At 60.0% G+C, this 24,326-nt stretch carries 26 protein-coding genes; 9 read left to right on the top strand and 17 right to left on the bottom strand.

Annotated elements, in window-relative coordinates; genetic code table 11:
- Positions 1 to 42 precede the first annotated feature (42 nt).
- Positions 43 to 816: a PrsW family glutamic-type intramembrane protease gene (locus RY113_RS10635; RefSeq protein WP_315914521.1), complete on the top strand. Its 774-nt coding sequence runs from the start codon at positions 43 to 45 to the stop codon at positions 814 to 816.
- On the opposite strand, the gene RY113_RS10640 is transcribed toward RY113_RS10635, so the two are convergent.
- The gene (locus RY113_RS10640) at positions 758 to 1,606 is read right to left on the bottom strand and encodes an HAD family hydrolase (RefSeq protein ID WP_315914522.1); all 849 of its coding nucleotides are present in this window, start codon (positions 1,604 to 1,606) and stop codon (positions 758 to 760) included. The genes RY113_RS10635 and RY113_RS10640 overlap by 59 nt on opposite strands.
- A gap of 137 nt (positions 1,607 to 1,743) precedes the next feature.
- Complete coding sequence (gene serS / locus RY113_RS10645) at positions 1,744 to 3,021, bottom strand: serine--tRNA ligase (RefSeq protein ID WP_110105802.1); 1,278 nt, start codon at positions 3,019 to 3,021, stop codon at positions 1,744 to 1,746.
- A 51-nt stretch (positions 3,022 to 3,072) separates the two neighbouring features.
- Here serS and RY113_RS10650 point away from each other — a divergent pair, with 51 nt between their 5' ends.
- Complete coding sequence (locus RY113_RS10650; RefSeq protein ID WP_110105801.1) at positions 3,073 to 4,140, top strand: diacylglycerol kinase family protein; 1,068 nt, start codon at positions 3,073 to 3,075, stop codon at positions 4,138 to 4,140.
- Between the two features lie 56 nt (positions 4,141 to 4,196).
- Here the strand turns inward: RY113_RS10650 and RY113_RS10655 are convergent, their stop codons facing one another.
- The 3 genes from RY113_RS10655 to RY113_RS10665 form a co-directional block, all read right to left on the bottom strand.
- Positions 4,197 to 4,370, bottom strand: coding sequence for a hypothetical protein (locus RY113_RS10655; protein ID WP_315914523.1), 174 nt, complete (start codon positions 4,368 to 4,370; stop codon positions 4,197 to 4,199).
- Between the two features lie 123 nt (positions 4,371 to 4,493).
- Positions 4,494 to 5,432 (bottom strand): prephenate dehydratase, encoded by a 939-nt coding sequence (gene pheA, locus RY113_RS10660; protein ID WP_110105800.1) that lies wholly within the window; start codon positions 5,430 to 5,432, stop codon positions 4,494 to 4,496.
- Positions 5,433 to 5,462: 30 nt separating this feature from the next.
- Complete coding sequence (locus RY113_RS10665) at positions 5,463 to 5,789, bottom strand: rhodanese-like domain-containing protein (protein WP_315914524.1); 327 nt, start codon at positions 5,787 to 5,789, stop codon at positions 5,463 to 5,465.
- 237 nt (positions 5,790 to 6,026) lie between these two features.
- Here RY113_RS10665 and RY113_RS10670 point away from each other — a divergent pair, with 237 nt between their 5' ends.
- A complete protein-coding gene (locus RY113_RS10670) occupies positions 6,027 to 7,424 on the top strand; it encodes a peptide MFS transporter (protein ID WP_110105940.1) in 1,398 nt (465 codons plus the stop codon).
- A gap of 89 nt (positions 7,425 to 7,513) precedes the next feature.
- On the opposite strand, the gene RY113_RS10675 is transcribed toward RY113_RS10670, so the two are convergent.
- Positions 7,514 to 8,014, bottom strand: coding sequence for a DUF4190 domain-containing protein (locus tag RY113_RS10675; RefSeq protein ID WP_110105798.1), 501 nt, complete (start codon positions 8,012 to 8,014; stop codon positions 7,514 to 7,516).
- A gap of 166 nt (positions 8,015 to 8,180) precedes the next feature.
- Between RY113_RS10675 and pgm the strand changes: the two genes are divergently transcribed.
- Positions 8,181 to 9,824: a phosphoglucomutase (alpha-D-glucose-1,6-bisphosphate-dependent) gene (gene pgm / locus RY113_RS10680; protein WP_315914525.1), complete on the top strand. Its 1,644-nt coding sequence runs from the start codon at positions 8,181 to 8,183 to the stop codon at positions 9,822 to 9,824.
- A gap of 90 nt (positions 9,825 to 9,914) precedes the next feature.
- On the opposite strand, the gene RY113_RS10685 is transcribed toward pgm, so the two are convergent.
- Positions 9,915 to 10,844 carry a cation diffusion facilitator family transporter gene (locus RY113_RS10685; protein WP_110105796.1) on the bottom strand — a complete coding sequence of 310 codons (930 nt, stop codon included), beginning with the start codon at positions 10,842 to 10,844 and terminating at the stop codon, positions 9,915 to 9,917.
- A 53-nt stretch (positions 10,845 to 10,897) separates the two neighbouring features.
- On the opposite strand from RY113_RS10685, the gene RY113_RS10690 reads away from it, so the two are divergent.
- Positions 10,898 to 11,209 (top strand): helix-turn-helix transcriptional regulator, encoded by a 312-nt coding sequence (locus RY113_RS10690; RefSeq protein WP_110105795.1) that lies wholly within the window; start codon positions 10,898 to 10,900, stop codon positions 11,207 to 11,209.
- 68 nt (positions 11,210 to 11,277) lie between these two features.
- Entirely contained in the window at positions 11,278 to 12,591 is a 1,314-nt protein-coding gene (locus RY113_RS10695; protein ID WP_110105794.1) for a uracil-xanthine permease family protein, read from the top strand.
- Positions 12,592 to 12,618: 27 nt separating this feature from the next.
- On the opposite strand, the gene RY113_RS10700 is transcribed toward RY113_RS10695, so the two are convergent.
- The 5 genes from RY113_RS10700 to RY113_RS10720 all read right to left on the bottom strand — a co-directional run bounded on the left by RY113_RS10700 (position 12,619) and on the right by RY113_RS10720 (position 16,974).
- Positions 12,619 to 13,734 carry a glycerate kinase gene (locus tag RY113_RS10700; RefSeq protein ID WP_315914526.1) on the bottom strand — a complete coding sequence of 372 codons (1,116 nt, stop codon included), beginning with the start codon at positions 13,732 to 13,734 and terminating at the stop codon, positions 12,619 to 12,621.
- A gap of 38 nt (positions 13,735 to 13,772) precedes the next feature.
- Positions 13,773 to 14,555, bottom strand: coding sequence for a glycerophosphodiester phosphodiesterase (locus tag RY113_RS10705; RefSeq protein WP_315914527.1), 783 nt, complete (start codon positions 14,553 to 14,555; stop codon positions 13,773 to 13,775).
- Positions 14,556 to 14,586: 31 nt separating this feature from the next.
- The gene (locus RY113_RS10710) at positions 14,587 to 15,390 is read right to left on the bottom strand and encodes an HAD-IIB family hydrolase (protein ID WP_110105791.1); all 804 of its coding nucleotides are present in this window, start codon (positions 15,388 to 15,390) and stop codon (positions 14,587 to 14,589) included.
- 78 nt (positions 15,391 to 15,468) lie between these two features.
- Positions 15,469 to 15,999, bottom strand: coding sequence for a YbhB/YbcL family Raf kinase inhibitor-like protein (locus RY113_RS10715; RefSeq protein WP_110105790.1), 531 nt, complete (start codon positions 15,997 to 15,999; stop codon positions 15,469 to 15,471).
- A gap of 24 nt (positions 16,000 to 16,023) precedes the next feature.
- The gene (locus RY113_RS10720) at positions 16,024 to 16,974 is read right to left on the bottom strand and encodes a carbohydrate kinase (RefSeq protein ID WP_315914528.1); all 951 of its coding nucleotides are present in this window, start codon (positions 16,972 to 16,974) and stop codon (positions 16,024 to 16,026) included.
- Between the two features lie 136 nt (positions 16,975 to 17,110).
- On the opposite strand from RY113_RS10720, the gene RY113_RS10725 reads away from it, so the two are divergent.
- On the top strand, positions 17,111 to 18,214 hold the full coding sequence (locus RY113_RS10725; RefSeq protein WP_110105788.1) for a GTP pyrophosphokinase family protein: 1,104 nt from the start codon (positions 17,111 to 17,113) through the stop codon (positions 18,212 to 18,214).
- 69 nt (positions 18,215 to 18,283) lie between these two features.
- Here RY113_RS10725 and RY113_RS10730 read toward each other — a convergent pair whose 3' ends face one another.
- The 4 genes from RY113_RS10730 to RY113_RS10745 form a co-directional block, all read right to left on the bottom strand.
- Positions 18,284 to 18,523: a hypothetical protein gene (locus RY113_RS10730; RefSeq protein WP_110105787.1), complete on the bottom strand. Its 240-nt coding sequence runs from the start codon at positions 18,521 to 18,523 to the stop codon at positions 18,284 to 18,286.
- A gap of 187 nt (positions 18,524 to 18,710) precedes the next feature.
- On the bottom strand, positions 18,711 to 19,379 hold the full coding sequence (locus RY113_RS10735; protein WP_315914529.1) for a response regulator transcription factor: 669 nt from the start codon (positions 19,377 to 19,379) through the stop codon (positions 18,711 to 18,713).
- Between the two features lie 407 nt (positions 19,380 to 19,786).
- Positions 19,787 to 20,941, bottom strand: coding sequence for a sensor histidine kinase (locus tag RY113_RS10740; RefSeq protein ID WP_146213020.1), 1,155 nt, complete (start codon positions 20,939 to 20,941; stop codon positions 19,787 to 19,789).
- A 212-nt stretch (positions 20,942 to 21,153) separates the two neighbouring features.
- The gene (locus tag RY113_RS10745) at positions 21,154 to 22,173 is read right to left on the bottom strand and encodes a proline racemase family protein (RefSeq protein WP_315914530.1); all 1,020 of its coding nucleotides are present in this window, start codon (positions 22,171 to 22,173) and stop codon (positions 21,154 to 21,156) included.
- A 282-nt stretch (positions 22,174 to 22,455) separates the two neighbouring features.
- On the opposite strand from RY113_RS10745, the gene RY113_RS10750 reads away from it, so the two are divergent.
- Positions 22,456 to 22,719: a hypothetical protein gene (locus tag RY113_RS10750; RefSeq protein WP_146212954.1), complete on the top strand. Its 264-nt coding sequence runs from the start codon at positions 22,456 to 22,458 to the stop codon at positions 22,717 to 22,719.
- A 262-nt stretch (positions 22,720 to 22,981) separates the two neighbouring features.
- Here the strand turns inward: RY113_RS10750 and RY113_RS10755 are convergent, their stop codons facing one another.
- Positions 22,982 to 23,779, bottom strand: a complete 798-nt coding sequence (locus RY113_RS10755) for a substrate-binding domain-containing protein (RefSeq protein WP_110105783.1) — start codon at positions 23,777 to 23,779, stop codon at positions 22,982 to 22,984.
- Positions 23,780 to 23,869: 90 nt separating this feature from the next.
- Here RY113_RS10755 and RY113_RS10760 point away from each other — a divergent pair, with 90 nt between their 5' ends.
- The gene (locus tag RY113_RS10760) at positions 23,870 to 24,232 is read left to right on the top strand and encodes a DUF5997 family protein (protein WP_110105939.1); all 363 of its coding nucleotides are present in this window, start codon (positions 23,870 to 23,872) and stop codon (positions 24,230 to 24,232) included.
- Positions 24,233 to 24,326 lie beyond the last annotated feature (94 nt).

A 24,326-nucleotide genomic window follows, 5' to 3' on the forward strand; every position in this document is an offset into this window, starting at 1 on the left:
CTTCTGGTGCCGTTTTGTGTGGTCCTCTTTGTGTTGGAACGCATGGTAGGAAACACCACAACCCTCAGGGTCATTTTGGCATTTGTGGTGGGCGGGATTTGCGGGGTTCTCGGCGCGTCCCTGCTCGAAGCGGACCTGGCCAACAACCTCTTCACCTATGTGTCCGTGGGGTTCATTGAGGAACTGGTCAAGGGCATCGTCCTGATCGTGATCGGCTGGCGGGTCATCCCCAAATCTGCCAGCCAGGGTGCTCTTCTGGGAGCCGCGGTTGGCGCAGGTTTTGCCGCTTTCGAATCCGCCGGCTACGCCTTCAACGCTGTCATTACAACCCAGGGTCTGGACCTCATCACCTTGCTTCAGACTGAGGCATTACCTGCCATCCTGACACCTGTGGGCCACGTGTTGTGGACTGCCATCCTCGGCGCTGTCCTGTTCGGCGCAGCCCGCGGGTGCACACATTTCCGGTTCCGCTTAAGCATCTTCTACGCCTACGTGGCAGTAGCCCTCTTGCACGGCTTGTGGGATTCCATGAGCGGTATCGGCGCCATTGTGGCCTTGTTGCTAACCGGAACCACTATCGCGGACATGCGCTTCGGTTTCATCCCGGCAGGTTCTGAACAGGCCGCGGCGTCTTTAGCCACCGTCCTGCTGCAGAAGGCGAGTGAGCGTTGGGCAAAAACGCGCCGATGCTGCGGGAGCGTGCTCGTTTGGAGGCCCGGAAGTGACCGAGCCATTCGAAACTGGGCGGAACTGTTTCTTAGGCGAGAAGGGAGCGTAAGATCGCGGCAGCACCGTCGTCGTACACGGAAGCTGTGACCTCATCAGCAACAGCCTTGACCTCATCGATGGCTTGGCCCATGGCCACGCCTCGGGCCGCCCAACGGAGCATTTCAATGTCATTGGAGCCGTCGCCCACAGCCACTGTCAGTCCCTGTTCAACGCCCAATCTGGAGCGCAGCACCTCAAGAGCGGAGGCCTTGGTGACACCGGAAGCGGCAATGTCCAGCCAGGCACTCCAGCCGATTGCATAGGTGACCCCGTGCAGGCCGGCAGCCGTAATGGCGGCCGCGAAATCCTCCGTACTGGCCTCGGCGCTATTGACCACAACCCGGACGGCCTTGGCCGCCAACAAGTGCTGAAAATCCACGCCTCGGGCTTCAATACCAAAGCTGGCATCCTGAAAACGGGAGGTTGCCAGGAAGTTCCCGTCGGCATCTTCTAGTGCAAACCGGGCGCCAGGCACCTTATCCCGCAAGGCGTTCAGGGCAGGGGCCGGATCAAAGGTCACCCGCTCAATGACCTCATACCCGTTAGCAAGGTCAGGGTCCAGGCGGATACTCACCCCGCCGTTGGAACACACCCCAAATCCGCGGCGCATCCCTATTGCCTCCACTATGGGCAGCAGAGCGCCCAAGGATCGGCCCGTGGCGAGGATAACGTGATGCCCGGCGTCGACCACGGCCTGAGCGGCCGCGCGCACACCATCGCTCATGAGCCCGTCGTGATCAACCAAGGTGCCGTCAATATCTAGGGCTACTAGATACTTTGTTACTTCTTCACTCCGGTCATCGATGCCGGAAATTACGCTATTTACTGTCATTGTCATACCCCCAAGTCAAACAGATGGGGCTGAGAAAAACACACTCAGTGACTGTCAAAGCCGTGAACACCGGGTAAATACTCACAACCCTATGCACAGTGTGAGTATTTACCCGGTGTTCTTTACAGCAAAGATTCCGGCAGTTACAGGACGGGGAAAACTTCCAAGCCGCCCATGTACTTGCGCAGGGCCACCGGGACGTTGACAGAGCCATCCGCGTTCTGGTGATGCTCCAAAATGGCCACAATCCACCGCGTGGTAGCGAGCGTGCCGTTGAGTGTGGCAACAGCGCGGGTGCCACCCTTACCGCCGTCGTCCGCGGTTTGACGCTCACGGATGTTCAACCGGCGCGCCTGGAACGTGGTGCAGTTGGAAGTGGACGTCAGCTCACGGTAGGCGTCCTGGGTGGGAACCCACGCCTCACAATCGAACTTGCGGGCGGCGGACATGCCCAGGTCACCGGCTGCCGTGTCAATGACACGGTAAGGCAGTTCCACCTTGGCCAGCATTTCCTCTTCCCAGGCGAGCAGGCGCTGGTGTTCCTCGGCAGCCTTTTCAACCGTGGTGTAAACAAACATTTCCACCTTGTTGAACTGATGCACGCGGATGATCCCGCGGGTGTCCTTACCGTGCGAGCCGGCCTCACGGCGGTAGCAGGAGGACCATCCGGCATAGCGTACGGGTTGTTCAACGTTGATGATCTCATTGCCATGGTAGCCGGCCAGGGCCACCTCGGAGGTGCCCACCAGGTACAGATTGTCCTCGGCAAGGCGGTAAATTTCGGCGTCGTGCTCCACATCGAAGCCGGTTCCGGCCATCGTCTCGGGCAACACCAAGGTGGGGGTGATCATGGGTGTGAACCCGGCTTCGATGGCCTGGTCCATGGCCATCTGCAGCAGCGCCATTTCAAGGCGCGCACCAACACCCTTGAGGAAGTAGAAGCGGGATCCGGAGACCTTGGCGCCACGTTCCATGTCGATCGCACCGATCAACTCACCAATTTCCAGGTGGTCACGCGGGGTGAAGTCGGGGAATTCGCGCGGCGTGCCCACCGTTTTGAGAACAACAAAGTCATCTTCGCCGCCCTCGGGGACGCCGTCAGTGACAAGGTTGGCCATGCTCCGTACCAGCGTGTCCTGTTCGGCGCTGGCTGCCTCGGCTGTTGCTGAGGCCGCCTTGACGGCTACCGCCAACTCCTTGACTTCGGCCAGCAGGGCTTGTTTTTCTTCGCCCTTTGCCTTGGCCACCTTCTTTCCAAAGGCATTTTGCTCGGCGCGCAGGGCCTCAAAAGAGGTGATCGCGGACTTGCGGGAGCGCTCCGCGGCGATGATGGAGTCCACCACAGACGGTTCGGCACCACGGGCACGCTGGCTGGCACGGTAAATTTCGGGATTTTCGCAGAGGTCTCGTACATCGATCACGTCCTAAGCTTATCCAATCAATGCAACTTCAACCGCTATGGTTAGACAATCATGCCTACCGAACTTCTTGTAGCCCTCATTGTGGTCATCATTGTGCTTGCTTCCGGCGCCAGCTGGCTCGGTGTGCGCAAGCTCGCCCAAAAGCACACCCGCAGTGCCGTGGCAGATTCTCCGCACAAAATCAATCTGGCCAAGCAGCAAGTTGTTTTTATCTACAACCCCACCAAAAACGGTTCCGACGCGGCGAAAACCCTCATCAGCCGCTCGGTGTCCATGGCTGGCTGGCCGGAGCCCCTCTTGATGGAGACCACCGCGGAGGACCCTGGTTTCTCCATGGCTGCGGCGGCACTGGAAGCCAAGGCCGACGTCGTTATTGTGGGCGGCGGCGACGGTACGGTACGCGCCGTGGGCCAGACCCTGCGACACACCGAGATTCCCCTTGGCATCATTCCCTTGGGCACCGGGAATCTTCTTGCCCGCAATCTGAGCCTTGATGTCACTGATATTGCAGGGTGTGTCCAGATAGCTCTCTTTGGCCACCAGCGCCACATAGATGCCGGGCTGATGGAGCTCGAGGACGGCATCACAGGCGCTATTTCAAAACATTCCTTCATGGTCATTGCCGGTCTGGGCATGGACGCAGATGTCATGAATGACACCAATTCCAAGCTCAAGGAGCATGTGGGCTGGTTAGCCTACAGCGAGGCTGGGCTGCGTCATTTGGCCGGACGGCGCAAGAAGATCAGCATCACTCTCGATGATGAGCCCGCCCAACAGCGCAAGGTCCGTTCGGTATTGTTCGCCAATTGTGGCCTGTTGCCGGGCGGCATTGACTTTGTGCCCGGGGCCTTAATTGACGACGGCGTTCTGGACGTTGTGGTGATCAGCCCGCGCAGCGCTTTCGGCTGGCTGGCGATGGCCGGAAAAGTGGTGTTTCAGCACAAAAACCACCTGCCGGTCATCAATTTTTACCGCTCCCGGAACCTGACCATTCGCACGGTCCTGCCGGTGGAGACCCAGATCGATGGAGACCCGTCCGGGCCAGCGACAGCCGTCAAGGTCAGTGTTGAGCCCAAGGCCGTGCTGGTCCGGGTCGCTGCACCCAACGGCCCGGCCTAGCCCGCTGGGGGTTCAGCCGGCACACCAGCCTGATTTGGGCCTAGTCGGTTTCGGGCCTAGTCGGTTTCGGGCCGGTGCGATTGTTCCTGGATGAGGCGTTGCTCTTCATCGAAGCGCAACTCGTTGGCGTCATCACCCTCGTCACCAACTGATGTGTCCTTGCCGGTATTTTTACCCGGGTTCACAATGGTGCCGTCTTGGCGATTATTTTGCTCTGCATGCTGATCCATGATTGACGCGCCTCTTCCCTGGTGGGAGCAACTTCTTTCCATCTCCTGCAAGTGATCTTGTGGAGATAGGCCAAGCATAGACTTGCCGGTCCTTGTCCGAAAGGGATGCGCCGGTGGCAGATACTAGCGGAGGGCCTGGACCCAGTGTGCGGCGTCCTCAAAGGCCGTATCCGAGTTGTAGGGGCGAATCAATGGCGGCTGTTTGTCGGCGCGCGGATAGGACCCCAGGAAACGAATTTCAGCGGTTACCCGGTGCAGGCCCCGCAGCGCATCGGCCACGCGAGCATCACGGATGTGCCCCTCCAAATCAACACTGAAAACATAGTGCCCCAAAAATTGTCCCGTGGGCCGGGACTCAATGCGGCTCAGGTTCACACCGCGGCTGGCAAATTGCTCCAGCAGAGCCATCAAGGCGCCCGGGTGGTCATCAGGCTGGGCAATGGACAGCGTGGTCCTGTCAGCGCCTGTGGGCTCCGGCAAAGATCCAGGACGTGCCACCAGGACAAACCGGGTCACGGCGCCCATGTTGTCCTCAATGCCTGCGGCGAGGATGTTGAGCCCCGTTTGCTCTGCCACCAGCGGAGCGCACACCGCAGCTTGGAACGCATCCGTACCCTCCAGCAGCGAGTGGGCGGCAGCCGCCGTCGAATTTGCTGGCACATGCGAGGCAAGTGGCAGGTGTTCGCCAAACCATTCCCGTGTCTGCGCCCAGGCATGCGGATGCGTGCCCACGGAGCTGATGTTCGCCAACTCCACCCCGGCCGGCGCCACCAGGACGAAGCTGACGGGGACCACTACTTCATGAATGATCCGCAACTCCATTCCCTTGGAGATGGCATCCAGCGTGGCCGGAACACCGCCTTCAATGGAATTCTCAATGGGCAGCATGGCAGCAAAAGCTTCACCGGCGCGCACCTTGGCGAGGGCGGCCGCAGCATTGGTTGACGGGATCCGTAGCATCGCACCAGCGCCCGGAACCTGTAGCAGGGCAGCCTCGGTAAAGGTTCCTTCCGGCCCAAGAAAGGTCAGGGGCAAGCTGGAGTCAAAGGGCGCGTCTGTCATGGGGGGCCTGTCGTTGATGGGGGAAGGGAGTTAGAGCACGCGCGGGGCTTGATCGTTGGTGGAAACCATGGGCTTGTCTGCCTCAAACCAGGCACCCATGCCGCCAATGACGTTGAAGGCGCTGTAACCGTTTTGCACCAGCCAGGTGGTGGCCCTCAAAGATCGTCCGCCAGTGCGGCAAATGACGTTGACGTCAACGTCAGGGTCCAGCTCCTCAAATCTGGCCGGCAACTGCTCCAACGGGATGTGCAGGGCACCGTCCACATGGCCGGCTTCCCACTCGTAGTCTTCGCGGACATCCAGGATCACAGCATCCCCGCCCAGATCGGCGACCGTTACGTTCATGATGTCTGACATGTGATTCTCTCCTTGAAAATAAAAGCCAATACTAACTAAGCCTAGCTCCCGAGCTGCCCTCTATGAGCGCAACGAACACCCGGGAGGGAGCTGCTAACTAATATGCACACAATTGCAAATATGACGTAACGCGTCTCGAGTGCGAAAATTGAAGATGTGAGCTCACAAAACAGCCCCGCCGATCAGGCAACGGCTCCCCCCAAGAATCCTGACACCGCATTTTTTGGCCAGCCAAAGATGCTGCTGAACCTCTTCAGCGTCGAGCTGTGGGAAAGGTTCTCCTTCTACGGTATGCAAGGAATTCTTGCCTACTACATGTACTACTCAATCACCCAGGGCGGCCTGGGTATTGACCAGCCCACCGCGTTGGGGATTGTTGGCGCGTACGGTGGCGGCGTTTACCTGTCCACCATCCTCGGTGCGTGGGTGGCTGACCGCCTCATGGGTTCGGAAAAGGTGCTGTTCTACAGTGCCATCATGATCATGGCCGGTCACCTCTCCCTTGCACTGGTTCCGGGTGCCGCGGGCCTGGCTCTGGGTTTGATTCTCATTGGCGTGGGCTCCGGTGGTTTGAAGGCCAACGCCACCGCCCTAGTGGGCAGCCTCTACGCCAAGGACGATAACCGCCGCGATGCTGGTTTCTCCATCTTCTACATGGGCATCAACATTGGTGGACTCATTGGCCCTCTGGCCACAGGTTGGTTGCAGGTCACATACGGCTTCCACGTTGGTTTCGCCGCAGCGGCTGTGGGTATGGCCTTCGGTCTGCTCCAGTACGGTCTGACACGCAAGAACCTGCCCCAATCCGCCCACGAGATCCCGAACCCGCTCCCCCGCGCACAGTACGGCAAGTTTATTGCCCTGGCAGTCGGTGGCGTGGCACTGGTCGTGGTTGCTGTGACCTTGAAGCTCATCACGGCAGAAAACCTCAAGTGGGTCATTGTTGCCGTGGTTATTGTGGCCGCGGTTGCTTACTTTGCCGTCATCCTGGCCAACAAGACGGTCACCGGCCTCGAGCGCAGCCGCGTGTTCTCCTTCATCCCGCTGTTCTTGGCGAGCGCCGTATTCTGGTCGCTCTTCCAGCAGCAGTTCACCGTGATTGCCCTCTACTCTGACCAGCGCCTGGACCGAACCATCCTCGGCTGGGAAATTCCGGCGAGCTGGGTTTCCTCGATCAACCCGGTGTTTATTATCATCCTGGCTGGCGTGTTTGCCGCGCTGTGGACCAAATGGGGTGACCGCCAGCCTGGCACACCCGTGAAATTCTCCGTGGCACTGGTTGTCATGGGACTGGCGTACCTGTCCTTCATTCCGTTTGCCGGCATGGCTATGGTGCCGATGCTGGCCATAGTGTTCATCCTGCTGCTCTTCACGGTGGCCGAGCTCATGCTTTCCCCCGTAGGTCTCTCGCTGGCCACCAAGCTGGCACCGGCGGCCTTCCAGACGCAGATGGTGGCGTTGTTCTTCCTCTCCGTCGCACTCGGCACGGCCATGTCCGGGGTGCTTGCTCAGTGGTACAACCCCGCTAATGAGACCCCGTACTTCCTAGCGATCGGTCTAGTGTCCATTGCCTTCGGCGCCGCCTTGTTCCTGGCCAAGAAGCCCATCAAGAAGTTGATGGCCGGGGTCCGGTAGCCCTCAAGCACTCCTGCGTTAAAGCACATGAGGCGGCACTGACCTTTGCTCGAAAAGGTCCGTGCCGCCTCATGTACTTTGGCAGATTATTAGTAGGAGTATGAGGAGGAGGAACCAACGGCCACCATCAGGACCACCCACAGCCCAACAATGAGGCCGTAACCCACCAGGGCCAGGTAGTTTGTCACCAGACCCGTGATAGCGAATCCACGGCCCTGGGGACTTTCCTGCTTGAGGCCCTTGTGTCCTAAGATGACGCCCACAATTTGCGGGACAATGAAGATGCCGAGCATGAAGATTGAGACCAGCCCAATGACCATGCTCGCCACGCTCAATCCCTTGGGCCCATAATTTCCGGGGTAGCCAGGGCCGCCTTGATAGTAGGCGGGGGCGTTGAACTGTGGCGGCTGCTGAAACTGCGGCTGGGCGTACTGCTCCTGCTGCGCCGGCTGGGCGTAGTTCGGTTGCGCATAGTTCGGCTGCGCATAGTTCGGCTGTTCCTGCTGGGCCGGAGGAATGTACGGGGGAACCGGTGGGGCGTAGTAGCCCGGGGGCACGTATGGCTGCGGCTGATCCGGCTGGTTGGACACTTTTTTCTCCTACAGGATGTGTGCCCGCCATGGCACAAATTTATAACTGGTATTGACCTCCATGGTAATCCAGCAGCCATCGTCACCCTAGAAACGGCACTCCTTTTGTAGTTCACACTCTGGGCAACGCGTGCCATACGGGGTTCGGCTCTGTCATGCTGTGTTCATGGCTAGCCGCGCGGGCACTCTTGCCCTTCCCCAAGACCTTGTTGACATCACTGCTTTGATGGATGCGTACTACGATCTGTTGCCGGACCTCAGCGATCCGGGGCAGCGGGTTGCCTTTGGCACCTCCGGACACCGCGGCAGCTCGTTGAAGGCATCCTTCAACGAGGGCCATATTGCCGCTATCACGCAAGCTATTGTGGAATACCGTGCCGGCCAGGGCATCACCGGCCCCTTGTTCATGGGCAAGGACACCCACGCCTTGAGTGAGCCTGCACAGAACACCGCCCTTGAGGTGTTGGCTGGCAACGGCGTACAGGTTTTGATCGACGCACGCCACGGCTACACACCGACCCCTGCTGTTTCGCACGCCATCCTCTCCTACAACAAGGGCCGCACTGATGCTTTGGCCGACGGCATTGTGGTGACCCCGTCCCACAATCCGCCTGGCGACGGAGGCTTTAAGTACAACCCCCCGCACGGCGGCCCGGCCGATTCCGACGCGACAGGCTGGATCGCCAACCGTGCCAATGCGCTGCTGGAGGACGGATTGCGCGGTGTGCGCCGAGTGCCCTTCACCGAGGCTCTGGCCGCGGCCACCACGGGGAAGTTCGATTTCCTCTCCGGCTACGTGGATGATCTGCCCTCCGTACTGAATCTGGATGCCATCCGGTCCGCGGGCGTGCGCATCGGGGCGGACCCCATGGGCGGCGCCTCCGTTGATTACTGGGGTGAAATTGGTGAGCGCCACCACTTGGACCTGACAGTGGTGAACCCCCTTGTGGACCCGCAGTGGGCCTTCATGACCCTGGACTGGGATGAGAAGATCCGCATGGACTGCTCATCGCCGTCGGCCATGGCCTCCTTGATCAACAAGCTTGCGGCCGGGGCACCTTATGACATTGCCACCGGTAACGACGCCGACGCCGACCGCCATGGCATCGTCACCCCGGATGCGGGGCTCATGAACCCGAACCACTACCTGGCCGTGGCCATCCAATACCTCTACACGCACCGCACCCAGTGGCCCGCAACAGCCGGGGTTGGCAAGACACTGGTGTCCTCCTCCATCATTGACCGGGTAGCTGCGGATCTTGGCCGCCAACTCGTCGAGGTGCCCGTCGGCTTCAAGTGGTTTGTGCCCGGACTACTCTCCGGCGAGGGCGTCTTTGGCGGCGAGGAGTCCGCTGGCGCATCGTTTGTAAAGAAGGACGGATCTGTCTGGACCACGGACAAGGACGGCATCCTGCTGGCCCTGCTCGCCTCGGAAATCACCGCCGTCACCGGCAAGTCTCCCTCGGTTCATTATGGTGAGCTGACAGACCGCTTCGGGGCGCCGTCGTACGCGCGCATTGACGCGGCCGCCACCCGTGAGCAAAAAGCTGCGTTGGGCAAGCTCTCCGCTGCGGACGTTTCCGCCACCACCTTGGCCGGGGAAACCATCACGGCCAAGCTGACCGAGGCGCCCGGCAACGGGGCGGCAATTGGCGGGTTGAAGGTCACCACCGAAAACGCCTGGTTCGCGGCCCGCCCCTCAGGCACCGAGGACGTCTACAAGATCTACGCCGAATCCTTCAAGGGTCCCGAGCACTTGGCACAGGTGCAGGCAGAGGCGAAGGCGCTCGTGGACGGCGTCATCTCCTAGCCTCGGCGGAAGTTTCGCGCCCGCCTCCCGAAAATGCGCCCCGCAGACGGGGCGCATTTTCGGGAGGCGGGCGCATTTTTCATGTCTCTCTTAGTGATGGGCGCCGAGTTCGTGTTCTGCGTGACTCGCGGTCTCCAGCTGGAAGGTGGAATGTTCAATGCTGAGAGCAAAGTGCCCAGCTACACAACTTTGCAGGGCGTCGAGCATCTGAGGTGCGTGCCCGTCATGGAAGCATTCATCGTCCACCACCACGTGGGCCGAGAGAATGGGCAGACCCGTTGCGATCTGGCTGGCGTGCAGATCGTGCACGCTGCGCACGTGGTCAATGCCGAGAATGTGCTCGCGGACTTCGTCCAGGTCCAGCCCGGACGGCGTCGATTCCAGCAGCACGTGGACTGTCTCCAGCAGCAACTTCACGGTGCGCGGCAGGATCAGGGCGCCAATCAGCATGGCAACAAGGGCGTCGGCCTGCATCCAGCCAGTGGTGGCGATGATGATCGCGGCCACAATCACGGCCACCGAGCCGAGCGCATCGTTGACCACCTCAAGGAACGCTGCCCTCATGTTGAAGTTCTTGTTGCGCCCGCCCATCAGCACAAACATGGAGACAATGTTGCCCAAGAGGCCGATGGCTCCGAACACAATCATTTCCTTGGAGGCAATCTCCGTGGGATTAAAGAGCCTCTGAATGCCTTCCACCAACACCACAAGTCCGACGGCGAGAAGCACCGCGGCTTGCGCTGTGGCCGCCAGTACCTCGGCACGGGCAAAGCCCCACGTGCGCCTGCTGTTAGCTGGCCGCACCATCAACCGTGCAGCCAATAGCGCCATGGCCAGCCCCCCGGCATCGGTGAGCACATGCGCTGAATCGAAAAGCAGGGCCAGCGAACCAGTGATAATGGAACCGATCACTTGGACAACAAAGACCACCAGCGTGATCCCCAAAGCCACAGCAATGCGGCCATGGTGACTTTCGCCGGGAGCCCCAGCATGGGAGTGGGAATGATTGTGACCAGACATGCTCTAATAGTACAGTCAACGCTGAATTCACCAAATGCTGTATGATATTGAGAATGAAGCCCATTAGCAACGCAGCAGTGCTGGCCCGTTTTGGCTATGCACTCTCCGACCCCACCCGGGCCGAAATCTTGATCAGCTTGGCCAGGGAACCGCAGTATCCCGCAGACCTGGCGAAGCGCTTGGACGTTTCCCGCCAGAAAATGTCCAACCACCTCTCCTGCCTGCGTGAATGCGGCCTGGCCGTTGCAGTAGCAGAAGGCCGGCGATCCCGGTATGAGCTAGCCCACCCGGACTTGGCCCACGCACTGAACGATCTCCTCGGCGTCGTACTTCTGGCCAACGAGGGACACATCCCGCACCCCTAAGCCCCGCGCCTCCTATATTCTTATCTGCGGACCGGATACTTAAGCCCGGCACAAACAGAGAGAAAAAGATGAGTTTGCTGGGCACAAAATGGAGCGTTCACGGCGATGGCAAGTCCATCACTCCAGGGCAGGTTGTCACTCCTGATGAGCGGCTAAGTTGGCCCCTCACCATCGGCATAGGCTTACAGCACGTGGTGGCCATGTTCGGCGCCACCTTCTTGGTGCCCCTGATCACCGGCATGCCCCCTGCCACCACACTGTTCTTCTCCGGCATCGGCACCTTGCTGTTCCTGGTCATGACCCGGGGCCGTGTGCCCAGTTACCTTGGCTCAAGCTTCGCCTTCATTGCCCCCATCATGGCCTCCCAACAGCAATTTGGCGTGTCCGGAGCACTGGGAGGCGTTGTGGTGGCCGGCGTGACACTGGCCCTCTTGGGGTTGATTGTGCAAAAGTTCGGTGCGGAGTGGATCAACCGCCTCATGCCCGCCCCGGTGACGGGAACTATTGTTGCCCTGATCGGCTTGAATCTGGCACCGGCGGCTCGCGGCAACTTTGAGCAGGCGCCCATCACGGCGCTCGTCACTCTCCTGACCATCATCTTGGTCAGCGTCTTGTTCCGCGGTATTTTGGGCCGTCTGGCCATATTGGTTGGCGTGGTGGTGGGTTACTTGGTGGCCGTGCTGCGCCATGAGGTTGACTTCAGCAAGATGGACTCCGCCGCATGGATTGGCCTGCCCCATTTCCAAACCCCCACGTTCCACTTCGCCGTCCTGGGCCTTTTCATCCCCGTGGTGCTGGTTCTGATTGCCGAGAACATTGGCCATGTGAAGTCTGTGGCACTCATGACCGGTGAGGACCTTGACCCGTACGCTGGGCGGGCCATTATTGCCGACGGCGTTGCCACCACCTTGGCCGGCTTTGGCGGCGGCTCCGGTACCACCACCTATGCAGAAAACATTGGCGTCATGGCGGCCACCAAGGTGTACTCCACCGCCGCCTACTACGTGGCCGGCCTGGCCGCGCTACTGCTGAGCTTCTCCCCCAAGTTCGGTGAACTGATCGCCACCGTCCCCGTGGGCGTATTGGGCGGCGCCGCGACGCTGCTCTACGGCATGATCGGTGTCCTGGGGGTGCGGATTTGGGTGCAGAACAAGGTCAGCTTCTCCAACAACATCAACTTGACCACGGCCGCCGTCGCACTGATTGTGGGCATTGCGAACTTCAGCTGGTCCGTAGGAACCCTCAGCTTTGAGGGCATCGCACTGGGCACGGCCACCGCGTTGATCATTTACCACGGCATGAGCGCCCTGGCGAAGTGGCGCGGCACGGCAAGCGATCCTTTGGAACACGAAGAAGAGCCGGCCCTGAGTAAGGCCCCCTAGCCGCACCTTATTCTCAACGCTGGGTTTTTAGATGCCGTTGAGCGCTTCGGAGGTGGCACGCGTGGTGTACCGGGCAGCGTCCGCCAATGCCGCTTCCGGGGACCCGGCAACATCCGTTACGCTGACCGCTGCAACCACCCCGTGCTTGGCCAATTGCTCGAACGTCACGGTGATGCGTCCGGCCACCACCACCACGGGAATGCCCCTCGCGTGGGCGGCGTCAGCCACGCCCAGGGGCCCCTTCCCTGATAACGACTGCTCATCCAGGGAGCCTTCGCCCGTGATGACTAGATCAGCTTCATCCAGGGCTTTTTCAAGTTCGATCAGGTCAGCGACAAGGTCAAATCCGCGCTCCACCAGGGCGCCGGCGTAGGCGATGAACGTTGACGGGAAACCGCCCGCTGCTCCCGCTCCGGGTGTGTCAATATCAACGCCTGTGGCTTCCCTGACCACCGAGGCCAGGTTGCGCAGCCCGGCATCCAAAAGTTCCACGGCGTCCGGGTCCGCTCCCTTCTGAGGGCCAAAAATGTGTGCGGCACCGTTGAGGCCGTAGAGCGGATTGTCCACATCCACAGCCATCCGCACCTTCACGTCCGCCAGCCGGGGATCCAAGCCGCTGGCATCAAGCGCCACCACGTCAAGCAGTGAGCCTCCGCCCAGCGGTACCAGGTTCCCTTGGCCATCTAGGAGTTTCAGGCCCAGCGCACGCAGGGCGCCCGTACCGGCGTCGGTCATGGCGGAACCACCCAAACCAATAATGATTTCCGTGGCACCGGCATCCAGTGCCGCGGCAATCAACTGTCCGCAGCCATAAGAGTGAGCGCGCAGGGAGTTTTCCACTGTGGGCTCGCTCAGCAGGTATCCACTGGCCTGCGCCGTTTCAATGACGGCCACCTTGCTGTCTTCGTGAAAACCCCAGACGGCACCAACGGGCTTGATGATGGGCCCCACCACGGCGTTCAGGCGCTCTGAAAAACCAGCAGCAACAGCAGCCTCCACTGTCCCTTCGCCGCCATCGGCTATGGGCAAGGCGGTGACTACTGCGTCGGGGTAGACCCGCAGCGCACCTTCAGCCATGGCTGCAGCGGCTTCCGGACCTGTGAGGGTCCCCTTGAACTTGTCCGGGGCAATGAGGATTCGCATGTCTCCATCCTCCCACCCGTCTCTAACATGGCCGAACGTTACGCCCAATAGCCCCTGCGGCGCATGACGGCGGCTAAAAGGTCTGCCCTGTCCGTCATAATGCCGTCCACACCCATGTCAAAAAGCCGTTCCATCTCTGCCGGATCATTAATGGTCCAGACATGAACTTTCAGGCCCAGCGCGTGCGCCCGGCGCACCCCAGACTCCGTAACAAGCGGTACACGGCCGTAGTGCGTAGGGATCTGCAAAACGTCCACATCACGCATTAATTTCCGAATAACCGGTGCCGGCAGCCACCATGAGAGAAGAAAATATGCCACAAGAAGACGTTGTCCGGGTGAGCTGGCCACGGGTTGACTCAACCCGGCCAACACCGAACGGCGCCGCTTGTCGGAGAAGGAAGCCACGCAAACCCTATGGTGCAGCCCGTGCTTTTCAATGGCCGCAATCAACGGGCCCACGGAGCCGGCATCCTTGACGTCAATGTTGAATCTGGCCTCCGGCAGGGCCGTAACAAATTCCTCCAGCGTGGCGATGACTTCCCTGCCAGCAATGCGCGCCTTGCGCACCTCGGCATACGGTAGCTCGGCAATGCTGCCATGACCATCGGTGGTGCGCTCCAGCGTTGCATCATGAAACACCATGGCAACACCGTCTGCCGTGGTGTTGATGTCAGTTTCAACGTAGTCAAAGCCTAAATCGAGAGCCTCTTTGAAGGCCGTTAAGGAATTCTCCAGACCATCCCGGGAGTAGCCTCGATGCGCAATGGCCAACCGCCCAGCGGAGAGTAAAAATGGTTTCGGAGGTTTATTCTTAGCCATCGGCTTCAGTCCCCGGCCCGTTCCCGCGCACTCATGCCAGCCGAAGCGCGGCCAGACGGGACTCGATGACTTGGGCTACGCCGTCGAGCTCAAAACGTGGCGCCTGCAACGCTGCGGCCGCGAGCGCATCCGGATGTCCACTGGCCATGGCGTACCCGGCCCCTGCCCAGGACAACATTTCAATGTCATTGGGCATGTCACCGAAAGCCACAACGTCAGCGGCATCGATCCCCCGGGCTGCTGCGTACTGGGCCAAGGTGACGGCCTTGTTGACACCCAGCGGGCCCATTTCAAGCAGGGCCATATCGGGTGCCGAGTGGGTGACGGTCATCAGGGAGGCCACGCCGGGGCGGACCAGGTTCAGGAACTCGTCGGCATTGCCGCTGTGGAGAATGGCGAGCATCTTGATGATGCCACCATCGGCCATGCCCGGGGTGAGCGCACCGGGCACCAAGCCTGCGCCGGCGGTCCGGTTGCCAAAGAAGCCGTCTTCCACGTGAAAGCCTGTGAGTGATTCCAGTGCAAAGTACGGTTCGGGCGCCAGCTCTGTGACGATGGCGCGTACCTGCGCCACGGTGTCCCAGTCCAGGACGTGCGACGCCGTCACTTCTTCCGTGGCGAGATCGTAACTGACGGCGCCGTTGGAGCAGATGACTGTGCCGGTGTGGCCGATCTGTTCCCGGATGGGGTCGAGCCAGCGGGGCGGACGTCCTGTCACAAACACAATGTCAACGCCCGCTGCGGCAGCGCCGGCAAAGGCCTCCACGGTGCGCTGGCTGATCAAACCGTCGTGGCCCAGAATGGTTCCGTCTATATCGCTGGCAATTAAACGCATACTCAAGGCTATCCAACTTCTGCCAAAGTCCCACTTGTGCGGGCCGCACTACGGCTACGGCTATGGCCCACCCAGTAGTTACAGTTCAAAAAGTCCCGTGAGCCGGGCACGGGCCAGCGTATGGAAATGCAGGTTGAAGCCCAGGGTAGCGGCAGTGGTATCTGGGGAAAGCTCCAACGTCTGCACATCCACAGCATGCACCACCACCATGTACCGGTGCGCCCCATGCCCTGCAGGAGGTGCCGAGCCCATGTAACCGGGGAACCCGGCGTCGTTCTTCAGGCACAGGGCTCCGGCGGGCAGCTGCGGCGATCCGGGTGTCCCGGCACCTTGCGCCAGCGAGGTGGTGGAAACCGGGAGGTCCGCCACTGCCCAATGCCAATACCCGCTCGCGGTGGGCGCGTCGGGATCAAACATGGTCACCACAAAACTGCGTGTTTCTGCCGGGAACCCGCTCCAGGACAGCGCCGGTGAAAGATCCAAACCGTCCGGATGCGCGCCGGCATGGACTTGCGCGGGGGCAAAAACGCTCCCGTCGGTGAAGGAATCACTGCGCACCTCAAAGCTCGGCACGGGGGTCAAAAATGCGTATGGATCGTAGTCAAACATGGTTACCTCTCTAGTTACTTCTGCTTAATTCTGCAGTTCGGTGCGGTGTGGCGGGTTGGCTCCCGCACGGGAAACGGTGATTGCTGCTGCACGGGCAGCATAATCAATGATGTCAGCCAGGACCCCGCTACTGATGGCTCGAAGTTCGGCTCGACGCTGGGCGCCGTCCAATTCCCTGTCCACGAGGCCAGAGAGCAGTGCCGCCATAAACGAATCCCCCGCCCCCACCGTATCCACAACCTCTACGGAGGGCACTTGGCAGGCTACTTCACCGGCTGCGCACACTGCCCACGGCCCGTCTGCACCCTGTGTAAGAACCACGACGGCGGGGCCTTCCGCACCGCCGTGAGCCAGCCATTTGCGGGCCGATTCCTTAGGGTCAACGCCGGGGTATAGCCAGGCGAGGTCCTCATCGGAGGCCTTGATGACGTCAGCTAGCTGGACAAATTTTTTCACCTGGCTGCGGGCGTGGGCCACATCCGCAATGATGCTGGGGCGGCAGTTGGGATCGTAGGAGATGGTTGCGTGAGGATGGGCGCTGATGACGGCAGCCAGCACGTGGTCCTCGCCGGGGGCCAGCATGGTGGCAATGGAGCCAGTGTGCAGCAAGGTGGTCCCGTTCAGCATGAAGCTCCCAACGCTTTCGCCCGAACCCCCGGAACTTGCCAGGGCAGGCAGCGTCCAGTCCAGCGCAAATTCGTAACTGGCGGCGCCGTTGGCATCCAACACCGCCCGAGCCACGGAGGTGGGCAGCTGATCGGGAAGCAACGGCACCAGGACGTCATTGCTTTTCAAGTGGCCGGACACCATGTCACCGTAGGCGTCCTGGCCCATGCGGCCAAGGAACTGGACGGGGTGCCCCAACCGTGCCAGCCCAACAGCCACGTTCATGGGGCTGCCACCCACATGCGGAACAGCCCCCTGTCCGGCGTGCACAACTTCATCGATCAAGGCTTCACCAATAACAGTCAACATGGCACAAGACTACGGTGCCAGCTGTGTTGGCGCTCTCATCGCAGCAGGCTGCCTAGCGACCAACTGGACTCAATTTTTCTCTGACACGCGGCATCGCTGTTCGCCCGTGCACCGCAATGCCGATTAAGCTCGGATAATGAGTAGCAATTGGGAACGTCTCGATGATTCACTGCGCCCGGCCGTGCGCGCCTCGGTGGCAGACTTCGAACGGACCAGGCCGGCACTAATGGACGTCACCGCTGAGCTGGAATCTCTCATCCGCGAAGTTCTTTCAGAAGCCGAGGACAAGCCGCTCTTTGTCACGAGCCGCACAAAAACAGTTGAATCGTTTAGGGAGAAGGCTTCCCGGATGGTGCCCGAACCCGATGCCGCCCCCACCTTGCAGTTCCCTGACCCGTTGCGCAACCTGACCGATATGGTGGGCGTGCGTGTCATCACCACCTTGCCGGGCGAGAACGCGCAGGCCGCCAACCTGATCAAGCGCCAGCGCAGTATTTTTGACTGCCGTGGCGATACCGAAAAGGATATTGGTTCCATTGAGTCGGGAACGTATGGCTACTCCAGCCGTCACCTGATCCTGCGCACCATTCAAAATGATGTGGTGCGGGCTTATCAGTCACTCCTGGATCCAGAGACAAAGCCCAGCGGCAGTTACTTTTTTGAATGCCAAATCCGCACCATCTTCGCGCATGCGTGGAGCGAGATTGAGCATGATATTCGTTTCAAGTCCCAGGATCCACGCGCGTGGAGCCCGTACTTTGACCGCCAGTTCACGGCTACGGCAGCCATGTTGGAGACCGTTGAGTCTGCGTTCTCGGAGCTCCATGACCGGTATGAAACAGTCACTAGTTACTGGGATACGGACGGTGAGGGCAATGTTTCACTGACCCCCAACCGGATCAAGGCTGTCTGGCAAACCTTGCTGCCGCATGTTGATAGGAAATCCGACGATGATTGGGGCTGGGCTGCCGAGCTGGTAGCCGCGCACGGGTTGGGTAAGACAGTGGACTTGGCCGCGCTCTTGCAGCCAGAGATCATTTCCAATGTTCGCAAGGCGCTGGATCACAGGTACTCCCCCGGACCGGATCGGTTATTGGATGATTTGCTGCTGTGGCAGTTCGGGGAGAGTCACATCGATTTGACAGCGGAAGAACCCGGAACGGAGCAAACCCCGCGCCGGGACAGCCTGATCCGCCGTCACCAGCAGATGCGCCGCTACCGTAAAGCCCAGGGTTTCTAAAGCAGAGAGCGTCATCGGGTTCACCCGATGACGCTCTCACTGCTATCAATCTGGATTGTATCGCTGCTTCTAGCAGAGGCGGAGGAAAAAGATGTTGCAGGGGATGAAGAACATGCCATAAGTGCTTACAGCCCCGCTAGAAATGGGATTGCCCGCATTCGAGCCTCCAGTAACGTTGGTGGACTGCGTCGACGTGATGGGGGCTTGAGTATCAGGGCCGCTAGCCTGGGCAGCTGAAAGCCCCGGCGCCATGATGAGTCCTGCGGTGAGCACTGCAGCGATGCCTACGGAGGTAAAGGGGGATTTCATGGGTGTTCCTTTCAATGGCGGGCCTGTAGCACCAGAGGCCACAGTTCTCTCAGCTTAGGTCCACAGCTTCCGCCCGGATACGGACAGCACACCCTTTAAGCCTGTCCTTTTGGATAGTCTTTAAAGAACGCTGCTGTAAGACCCCTTTTGGGGCCTTAAATGAGTGCTTTTGAGCAATAAGAGCTCTCTAGCTGACCAATCCGGAACGCAACGCTGTTACCACCAGTTGCAGGCGGTCTCGCGTGGAAAACTTCCTGCCTAATCGAACTAGATGGTATTTCACGGTCGATTCAGAGAGGTAAAGCTCAGCGGCAATCTCACTGTTGCTGCGGCCATCGCACAGCAATTTGAGTACTTCTTCTTCCCGCTCCGTCAGCTCAATGTTTTGGTCTCCCCGGGTCACCGGACGGCTGCCTCGGAGATCTTCAATAAGTAAGTGCGCAACGGCAGGGTCAATAGGGCAATCCCCCGCGTGTACATCCCTCACGGCTGCCACGATTCTTTCGGGTTCCGCGTCCTTGACCACGTAGCCGCCCGCACCTGCCAGCAGTGCCGCTTTAAGATGGATGTCGGAGATGTGGCCAGTGACCACAAGAATGCCTATCTCCTGATTTTGAGCCACAATGTGGCGAATGGCGGTGACACCGTCCATGACTGGCATCTGCAAATCAATTAGCATGACGTCGGGGCGGTGCTCCCGAGCCAGACGAATGGCATCTTCGCCGTTCTCCCCCTCAGCAACAACCACAAGGTCCTTGGTCTGGGATAGGTATGTTCGCAGGGCTCCCCGCACAAATTTTTCGTCGTCAACAATGACTATCTCAATTGTCTGGACTTCATCAATCGGCACACTCATGGTGTCAGTCTACGTAGCTCTGGCACTAGGGGAAATCATCCAGCCCGTCTCTAGCTACCTTCTAGCGCGTGGGAAGGGTGGTGGAATCTGTGGGCCAGATACCTGCCGGCATCAACTTTGCTGGCGCTACGGCGCTTGTGCGTGTTGAGAAAATGTGTGCGTTCATGATGATCTCCAAACGTGCGGGTTGGACGTGCTCTGGCTAGGTCCCTAATTAGCTGGGATAAACTGCCGCCCAATACATTTCAGGTTATGCACAGAGCACCCGCGCTTCAATGCTTTAGGGGCATGACTGTCCCCGTGGACTAGGGTTTGAAGAGCAAAAAGATCAAGATTAGCCTTATGGTCACTTTTTTCGATCGAGCCAATAAAATACCTTTTGTGGTCATCCTGACGGAGTTAGTCTGCTAGGCCAGTGTCTGGCGCCCTTTAAACGGCAAGACGGCACTGACACTCCACCAGCGTCCCTCTGCGCCTGCCTCGAGACTTCCGCCCAGCCGCGAAGTCCGTTCACGCAGCCCCGCCAAGCCGGTTCCGGAAGCAGGTAAGCGCGGCGTCCCTGCTGTCATGCGGCTGCGGATCACTACCTTCAAGCTGTCCTCTCCCACATTCAAGGAGATCTCACAGTGCGCACCCTTGCCCGAATGCTTGAGCACGTTGGTGGCGCTCTCTTGAAGAATTCGCAGGACTGTGGGACGCAGACCGTTGGGGATCCGCTCTAGATCTCCTGAGGTTGTCACCCGGGTGGGACGTCCCAGACCGCTGAGCCGCTTCTGTGAGTCGTTAAGACTAAGCCCCAAGTCAATACAAGCAACACTGGGCTTTATTCCAACATTATTCTCGGAGGAATTCTGGTTAGGGCGCTCGTCGATGCGAATGGTCACAAGTAGCCGGCGTAGATCATCTAGAGAACTGCGGGCCATGGACCCAATTTCATCGAGGGCCTCCTGCTTCGCCTGGCTTTCATGGGAAAACTTGCCAAGGTTGGCTTGCACAGCGATCATGGTGAGCCCATGAGTGACAACATCATGAAGCTCGCGCGCTAGTTCGCTGCGTTCTTCCAAGGCAGCACTGACAGCCTTCTCATCAGCTGCCATTTGGGTGCGCTCAACCTGGATAGCCCGCTCCCGCAACACTTTGATAGCTAATCCCGGTGTCATCACGAAGAGGGTGACCGGCACATAGGCCCACAGCTGCACAGTTCCCAAATCCGAGACAAAAGACGCCCAGAGAAACTGCCACACCAAGAAACTACCCGCCATCACTGCAAGGGAGCGCGCGGAAACCCTGTACGCCGCTACAGCTAGCGTGCCGAAGGCCAACAGGAGGGGCCCACCCAACTCTGTTTGTGGCAGCATGGTGGCAAGTTGGAGAACAAACAACGCAGCGACTAACCGTGGCCGGAAAGCCATTGACATCCACACTAACCAGTAGGCGAACGTGCAGGCGATCACCAGCCACTGGGCCTGTGATCCCTTATCGGAGAAGAAAAATAGCCGTACATCGTCAAAGGCCGAGACAGTGGCGAAAACAGCAAAGACGAAAGCAATCCACAGCGGCATGGGCGAGCTTCCCGCCCGCAGCACATCAGAAAATTTCAGATTCCGCCGGATTGCAGGCGCTTGTTGCGCGTGGTCCAAAGAAGGGCTTTTGTGTTCAATCACAGGCTTATCGTCCCAGCTTTTGCGCCAATCCACGAGCCCACCCCCACGCTGTAACGAAGCCGGCTCAAACAGCCGGGCCAACCAGTCCACTCAAACAGCCGGGCCCCGGGTTACCGCAAGACAAACCCCAGTCCCAGCTCATCGTCGGCATCGAGAGAAAATTTTCCTTCGCCTACGGGGAAAGACCGGCCGCTAACCTCCACCACGAGCCCTCCGTCCGGTCCGCTGAGCCGATCCACCACGCGTGCGGCAAAGCGCGAGTCAATGATGGAATAGCTCTCCAATGTCTCGCCCTCGGCCAACTCTCCTGAATCGCTGAGCAACGCCACACGTGCCGCCGTGCCCGATCCGCTGGGCGAGCGCGCCACCTGACCGTCAGCAAAAACGCTCACATTGCGTTGTTTCAAAGCAGCTCCGGGCGCCTTCACCGGTTCATGAAAAATGGTCCCGAAAACACCGTCCATCCCTGTTTCAAAGGGGCCGAAACTGGCTGGCTGCCTTTCAAGTCCGGCCACTATTTGATGCCCCGCAGCAACCACTCTTGCCAAGTTCGACGGCGTCACCTCCAGACCCACTGCTGCTGCCGGCAGCGATGCGTACAGTGCCCCGCTCCAGGCCAAGTCCACACGCAGCCGCCCAAAATCCGTGGTCTGGGCTTCAACGTCCCTGGCCACCACAAAGGAAGGCACGTTCCTAAATGCCACCTCATGAACTTTCCCCTCAAGCATGCTCACCCTTGCCGTGACGCGACCCGAAGGAATATCAATCACAACGTCAGTGTCGCCGTCGTCCGGGGCGCGGACAAGGCCGCTGCGCACGGCCCAGGTTCCTAACGCCATGGTGCCGTGGCCGCAGACCGTGGAGAATCCCTCACGGTGCCAGAAGAGGGCTCCGAAGTGTGCGCCCGGATCGTTGGGCGGCACCACAAACCCGCCGTACATATCGCCATGCCCGCGGGGCTCGTTCACCAGCAACTTGCGGATCTTATCCGCATCACCGGAGATGGCATATTCACGCCGTTCTTGCACCGTACTGCCCTCAATTAAGAAGGGCAAGGTAGGAACAATCCGGAAGGGTTCACCGGCTGTGTGATAGTCAAAAGTTTCAATTTCCCACATTGCCGCTTTCATAGCCGTCTCTCCCTCGAGCGCAGACACCAGGCGTGGGCTCTTCCTCCGCCATTTCACGTCAATATGGCACGGCACCTTCGGCGTGTCAATGATTCGCTGGCCCGTCCCCGGCGGTCCACAGCCGGGCCACAGGGCATGGGGAGGTCTGCATGGGTAGGCCAACCCATCGACGGTGTTGATGGAGCCGGGATAGATTCTAAGTAATCGCTTCCCCGGAAACCCCCGGTAACAGCGAAGGCACAGCGGCAGAACCGCAAATTTTTCTAGCAAAGGATGTTCATCATGGCAATGATCGGTAATGATCCCCAGGACATGGCAGAACTGGTTTCCAAGTTGGCTTCAGCCATTGACCAGATCACCACGGCAATGTCCACCCTTGACGGCAAGGCTCAGTCCGTTCGCTGGGAAGGCGCCGACGCCACCCGCTTCAAGGGCACCACCTGGCCCACCTCAAAGAAGCAGCTCAATAACGTCATCAATGATCTGACCCAGGTCAAGACCTTGGTCAACAAGCAGAAGCTGCAGCAGATCGAAGCTTCACGCTAAGAAGTTTTTTTACAGCGCAACTAAGGAACCCCCGGCAAACGCTGGGGGTTCCTTAGTTTAAGACGTGATCATAAGACGGGGGAGCAGGCGGGTGGGCCCCCGCCCCGAGGGACCCGCTACGAGCTTGCGAGCAGTGGGAGGGGTTGGGTGGGCCCCCGCCCCGAGGGACCCGCTACGAGCTTGCGAGCAGTGGGAGGGGTTGGGTGGGCCCCCGCCCCGAGGGACCCGCTACGAGCTTGCGAGCAGTGGGAGGGGTTGGGGACTAGCGCCGACCGCGCTTTGCGGCCCGCGCCTTGCCGCCTGGCCGGCCACCGCCGCGCAGGTTGGCACCGCCGGACTTGGACTTGGCCGCATTACTGCGTGCCGGCGTCGTACCTTTTGCAGACTTGGCGCCCTTTTTCGGTGCGGCATCCTGCTTGGCTAGGACGGAGGGCTGGCGGGAGCTGTTGGCACTGCGGCCACGCACCACGCCGATGAACTCTTGGAAGATTTCCTCGTCCGCGCTGGGCGGATCGAGAAGCGGCCAGGCGAGGCCAATGCTGGTGTCCGGCACACCGTGCAGCAGCCGTGATCGTAGGGTTTTACGGCTGAAGTGGCGGCCTACGGACATGGGCAGGATCAGGATGCCGAGCCCGGCCTCCACCAGATCCAGGGCCTCTTCGAGGGAGCCCATGGCGGGCAACGGCTTGCGGGTTCCGGCGGCAATTTCGGTGGAAATATCGCGCCAGGCCGGGAAGTCATCGGGGTCAGCCAGCAGGTATTCGTCGGCCAGATCCGCAACGTCGAGCTCTTCGAAGGCGGCGATAGGGTGATCCTTAGGTGCCACCACCACGGAGAGTTCGCTGTAGATGCTCACCACGTTCAGATCGGACTTGTCCACGGGCAGGCGGACAAACGCCATGTCCGCCTCGCCGGCGCGCAAGGCATCAAGTTGATGGGATTCCGGAACCGGATTTGAGACAAGCGGCACGTCAGGCATGCGCTCCTGCCATCGGTGGATCCACTTTCCAGGGGTCACGCCCGGGATGAAGGTCACTGTAAGTTCGCGGGATTCAGACACCTGTTTACCCTAACTCACAGCTTTGCCACTAAACTACCGTCTCCGCACCGGTACCCTTGATATATGAGCATCAAACCTTCCCCCCAAGCCATGAAATCCGCCACAGCGGCCAAGAAGCTGGGCATCCACCTGCCCGCGGCTCCCGCTGAATTCCAAGAGAACGCGATCAGCCGGGAGGAATTCAAGGTTTTGCAGGACACTCCCCCGGAGTGGCTGGCCGAGCTTCGCCGCAATGGCCCGCACCCGCGCCCAGTGATTGCGCAGAAGTTGAACATCTCCATTGGTGGCCTGAACCGTTCAGAAATTACCGAGGCACTCACGACGGCGGAGATCACCGCGCTGCTGCAGGCTCCCCCGGCGTGGCTGGTTGAGGAACGCTCCGTGCACGCCAAGGCTCGCGCCGAGGCGAAGCTGGCCAAGGAGCGCGAGGAAGCCCGCCGCCCCAAGAGCTGACCGCCGGAACGTTAAAGGACGGAGCTTGCGGGAAGGGACGGCGGTCTACCGCCGTCCCTTCCCGCAAGCTCCGTCCTTTTTGGGATCCCTGCTC

The organism is Arthrobacter sp. lap29 (genome assembly GCF_032458965.1).
Taxonomy (GTDB): Bacteria; Actinomycetota; Actinomycetes; order Actinomycetales; family Micrococcaceae; genus Specibacter; species Specibacter psychrochitiniphilus.

What these genes read in the sequence shown, in the direction of transcription:
- RY113_RS10635 (WP_315914521.1), top strand. Translation starts at nt 43, where the DNA reads ATGGTAGGAAACACCACAACCCTCAGGGTCATTTTGGCATTTGTGGTG.
- RY113_RS10640 (WP_315914522.1), bottom strand. Translation starts at nt 1,606, where the DNA reads ATGACAATGACAGTAAATAGCGTAATTTCCGGCATCGATGACCGGAGT.
- RY113_RS10650 (WP_110105801.1), top strand. Translation starts at nt 3,073, where the DNA reads ATGCCTACCGAACTTCTTGTAGCCCTCATTGTGGTCATCATTGTGCTT.
- RY113_RS10655 (WP_315914523.1), bottom strand. Translation starts at nt 4,370, where the DNA reads ATGGATCAGCATGCAGAGCAAAATAATCGCCAAGACGGCACCATTGTG.
- pheA (WP_110105800.1), bottom strand. Translation starts at nt 5,432, where the DNA reads ATGACAGACGCGCCCTTTGACTCCAGCTTGCCCCTGACCTTTCTTGGG.
- RY113_RS10665 (WP_315914524.1), bottom strand. Translation starts at nt 5,789, where the DNA reads ATGTCAGACATCATGAACGTAACGGTCGCCGATCTGGGCGGGGATGCT.
- RY113_RS10670 (WP_110105940.1), top strand. Translation starts at nt 6,027, where the DNA reads ATGCTGCTGAACCTCTTCAGCGTCGAGCTGTGGGAAAGGTTCTCCTTC.
- pgm (WP_315914525.1), top strand. Translation starts at nt 8,181, where the DNA reads ATGGCTAGCCGCGCGGGCACTCTTGCCCTTCCCCAAGACCTTGTTGAC.
- RY113_RS10685 (WP_110105796.1), bottom strand. Translation starts at nt 10,844, where the DNA reads ATGTCTGGTCACAATCATTCCCACTCCCATGCTGGGGCTCCCGGCGAA.
- RY113_RS10690 (WP_110105795.1), top strand. Translation starts at nt 10,898, where the DNA reads ATGAAGCCCATTAGCAACGCAGCAGTGCTGGCCCGTTTTGGCTATGCA.
- RY113_RS10695 (WP_110105794.1), top strand. Translation starts at nt 11,278, where the DNA reads ATGAGTTTGCTGGGCACAAAATGGAGCGTTCACGGCGATGGCAAGTCC.
- RY113_RS10700 (WP_315914526.1), bottom strand. Translation starts at nt 13,734, where the DNA reads ATGCGAATCCTCATTGCCCCGGACAAGTTCAAGGGGACCCTCACAGGT.
- RY113_RS10705 (WP_315914527.1), bottom strand. Translation starts at nt 14,555, where the DNA reads ATGGCTAAGAATAAACCTCCGAAACCATTTTTACTCTCCGCTGGGCGG.
- RY113_RS10710 (WP_110105791.1), bottom strand. Translation starts at nt 15,390, where the DNA reads ATGCGTTTAATTGCCAGCGATATAGACGGAACCATTCTGGGCCACGAC.
- RY113_RS10715 (WP_110105790.1), bottom strand. Translation starts at nt 15,999, where the DNA reads ATGTTTGACTACGATCCATACGCATTTTTGACCCCCGTGCCGAGCTTT.
- RY113_RS10720 (WP_315914528.1), bottom strand. Translation starts at nt 16,974, where the DNA reads ATGTTGACTGTTATTGGTGAAGCCTTGATCGATGAAGTTGTGCACGCC.
- RY113_RS10725 (WP_110105788.1), top strand. Translation starts at nt 17,111, where the DNA reads ATGAGTAGCAATTGGGAACGTCTCGATGATTCACTGCGCCCGGCCGTG.
- RY113_RS10730 (WP_110105787.1), bottom strand. Translation starts at nt 18,523, where the DNA reads ATGAAATCCCCCTTTACCTCCGTAGGCATCGCTGCAGTGCTCACCGCA.
- RY113_RS10735 (WP_315914529.1), bottom strand. Translation starts at nt 19,379, where the DNA reads ATGAGTGTGCCGATTGATGAAGTCCAGACAATTGAGATAGTCATTGTT.
- RY113_RS10740 (WP_146213020.1), bottom strand. Translation starts at nt 20,941, where the DNA reads ATGCCGCTGTGGATTGCTTTCGTCTTTGCTGTTTTCGCCACTGTCTCG.
- RY113_RS10745 (WP_315914530.1), bottom strand. Translation starts at nt 22,173, where the DNA reads ATGAAAGCGGCAATGTGGGAAATTGAAACTTTTGACTATCACACAGCC.
- RY113_RS10750 (WP_146212954.1), top strand. Translation starts at nt 22,456, where the DNA reads ATGGCAATGATCGGTAATGATCCCCAGGACATGGCAGAACTGGTTTCC.
- RY113_RS10760 (WP_110105939.1), top strand. Translation starts at nt 23,870, where the DNA reads ATGAAATCCGCCACAGCGGCCAAGAAGCTGGGCATCCACCTGCCCGCG.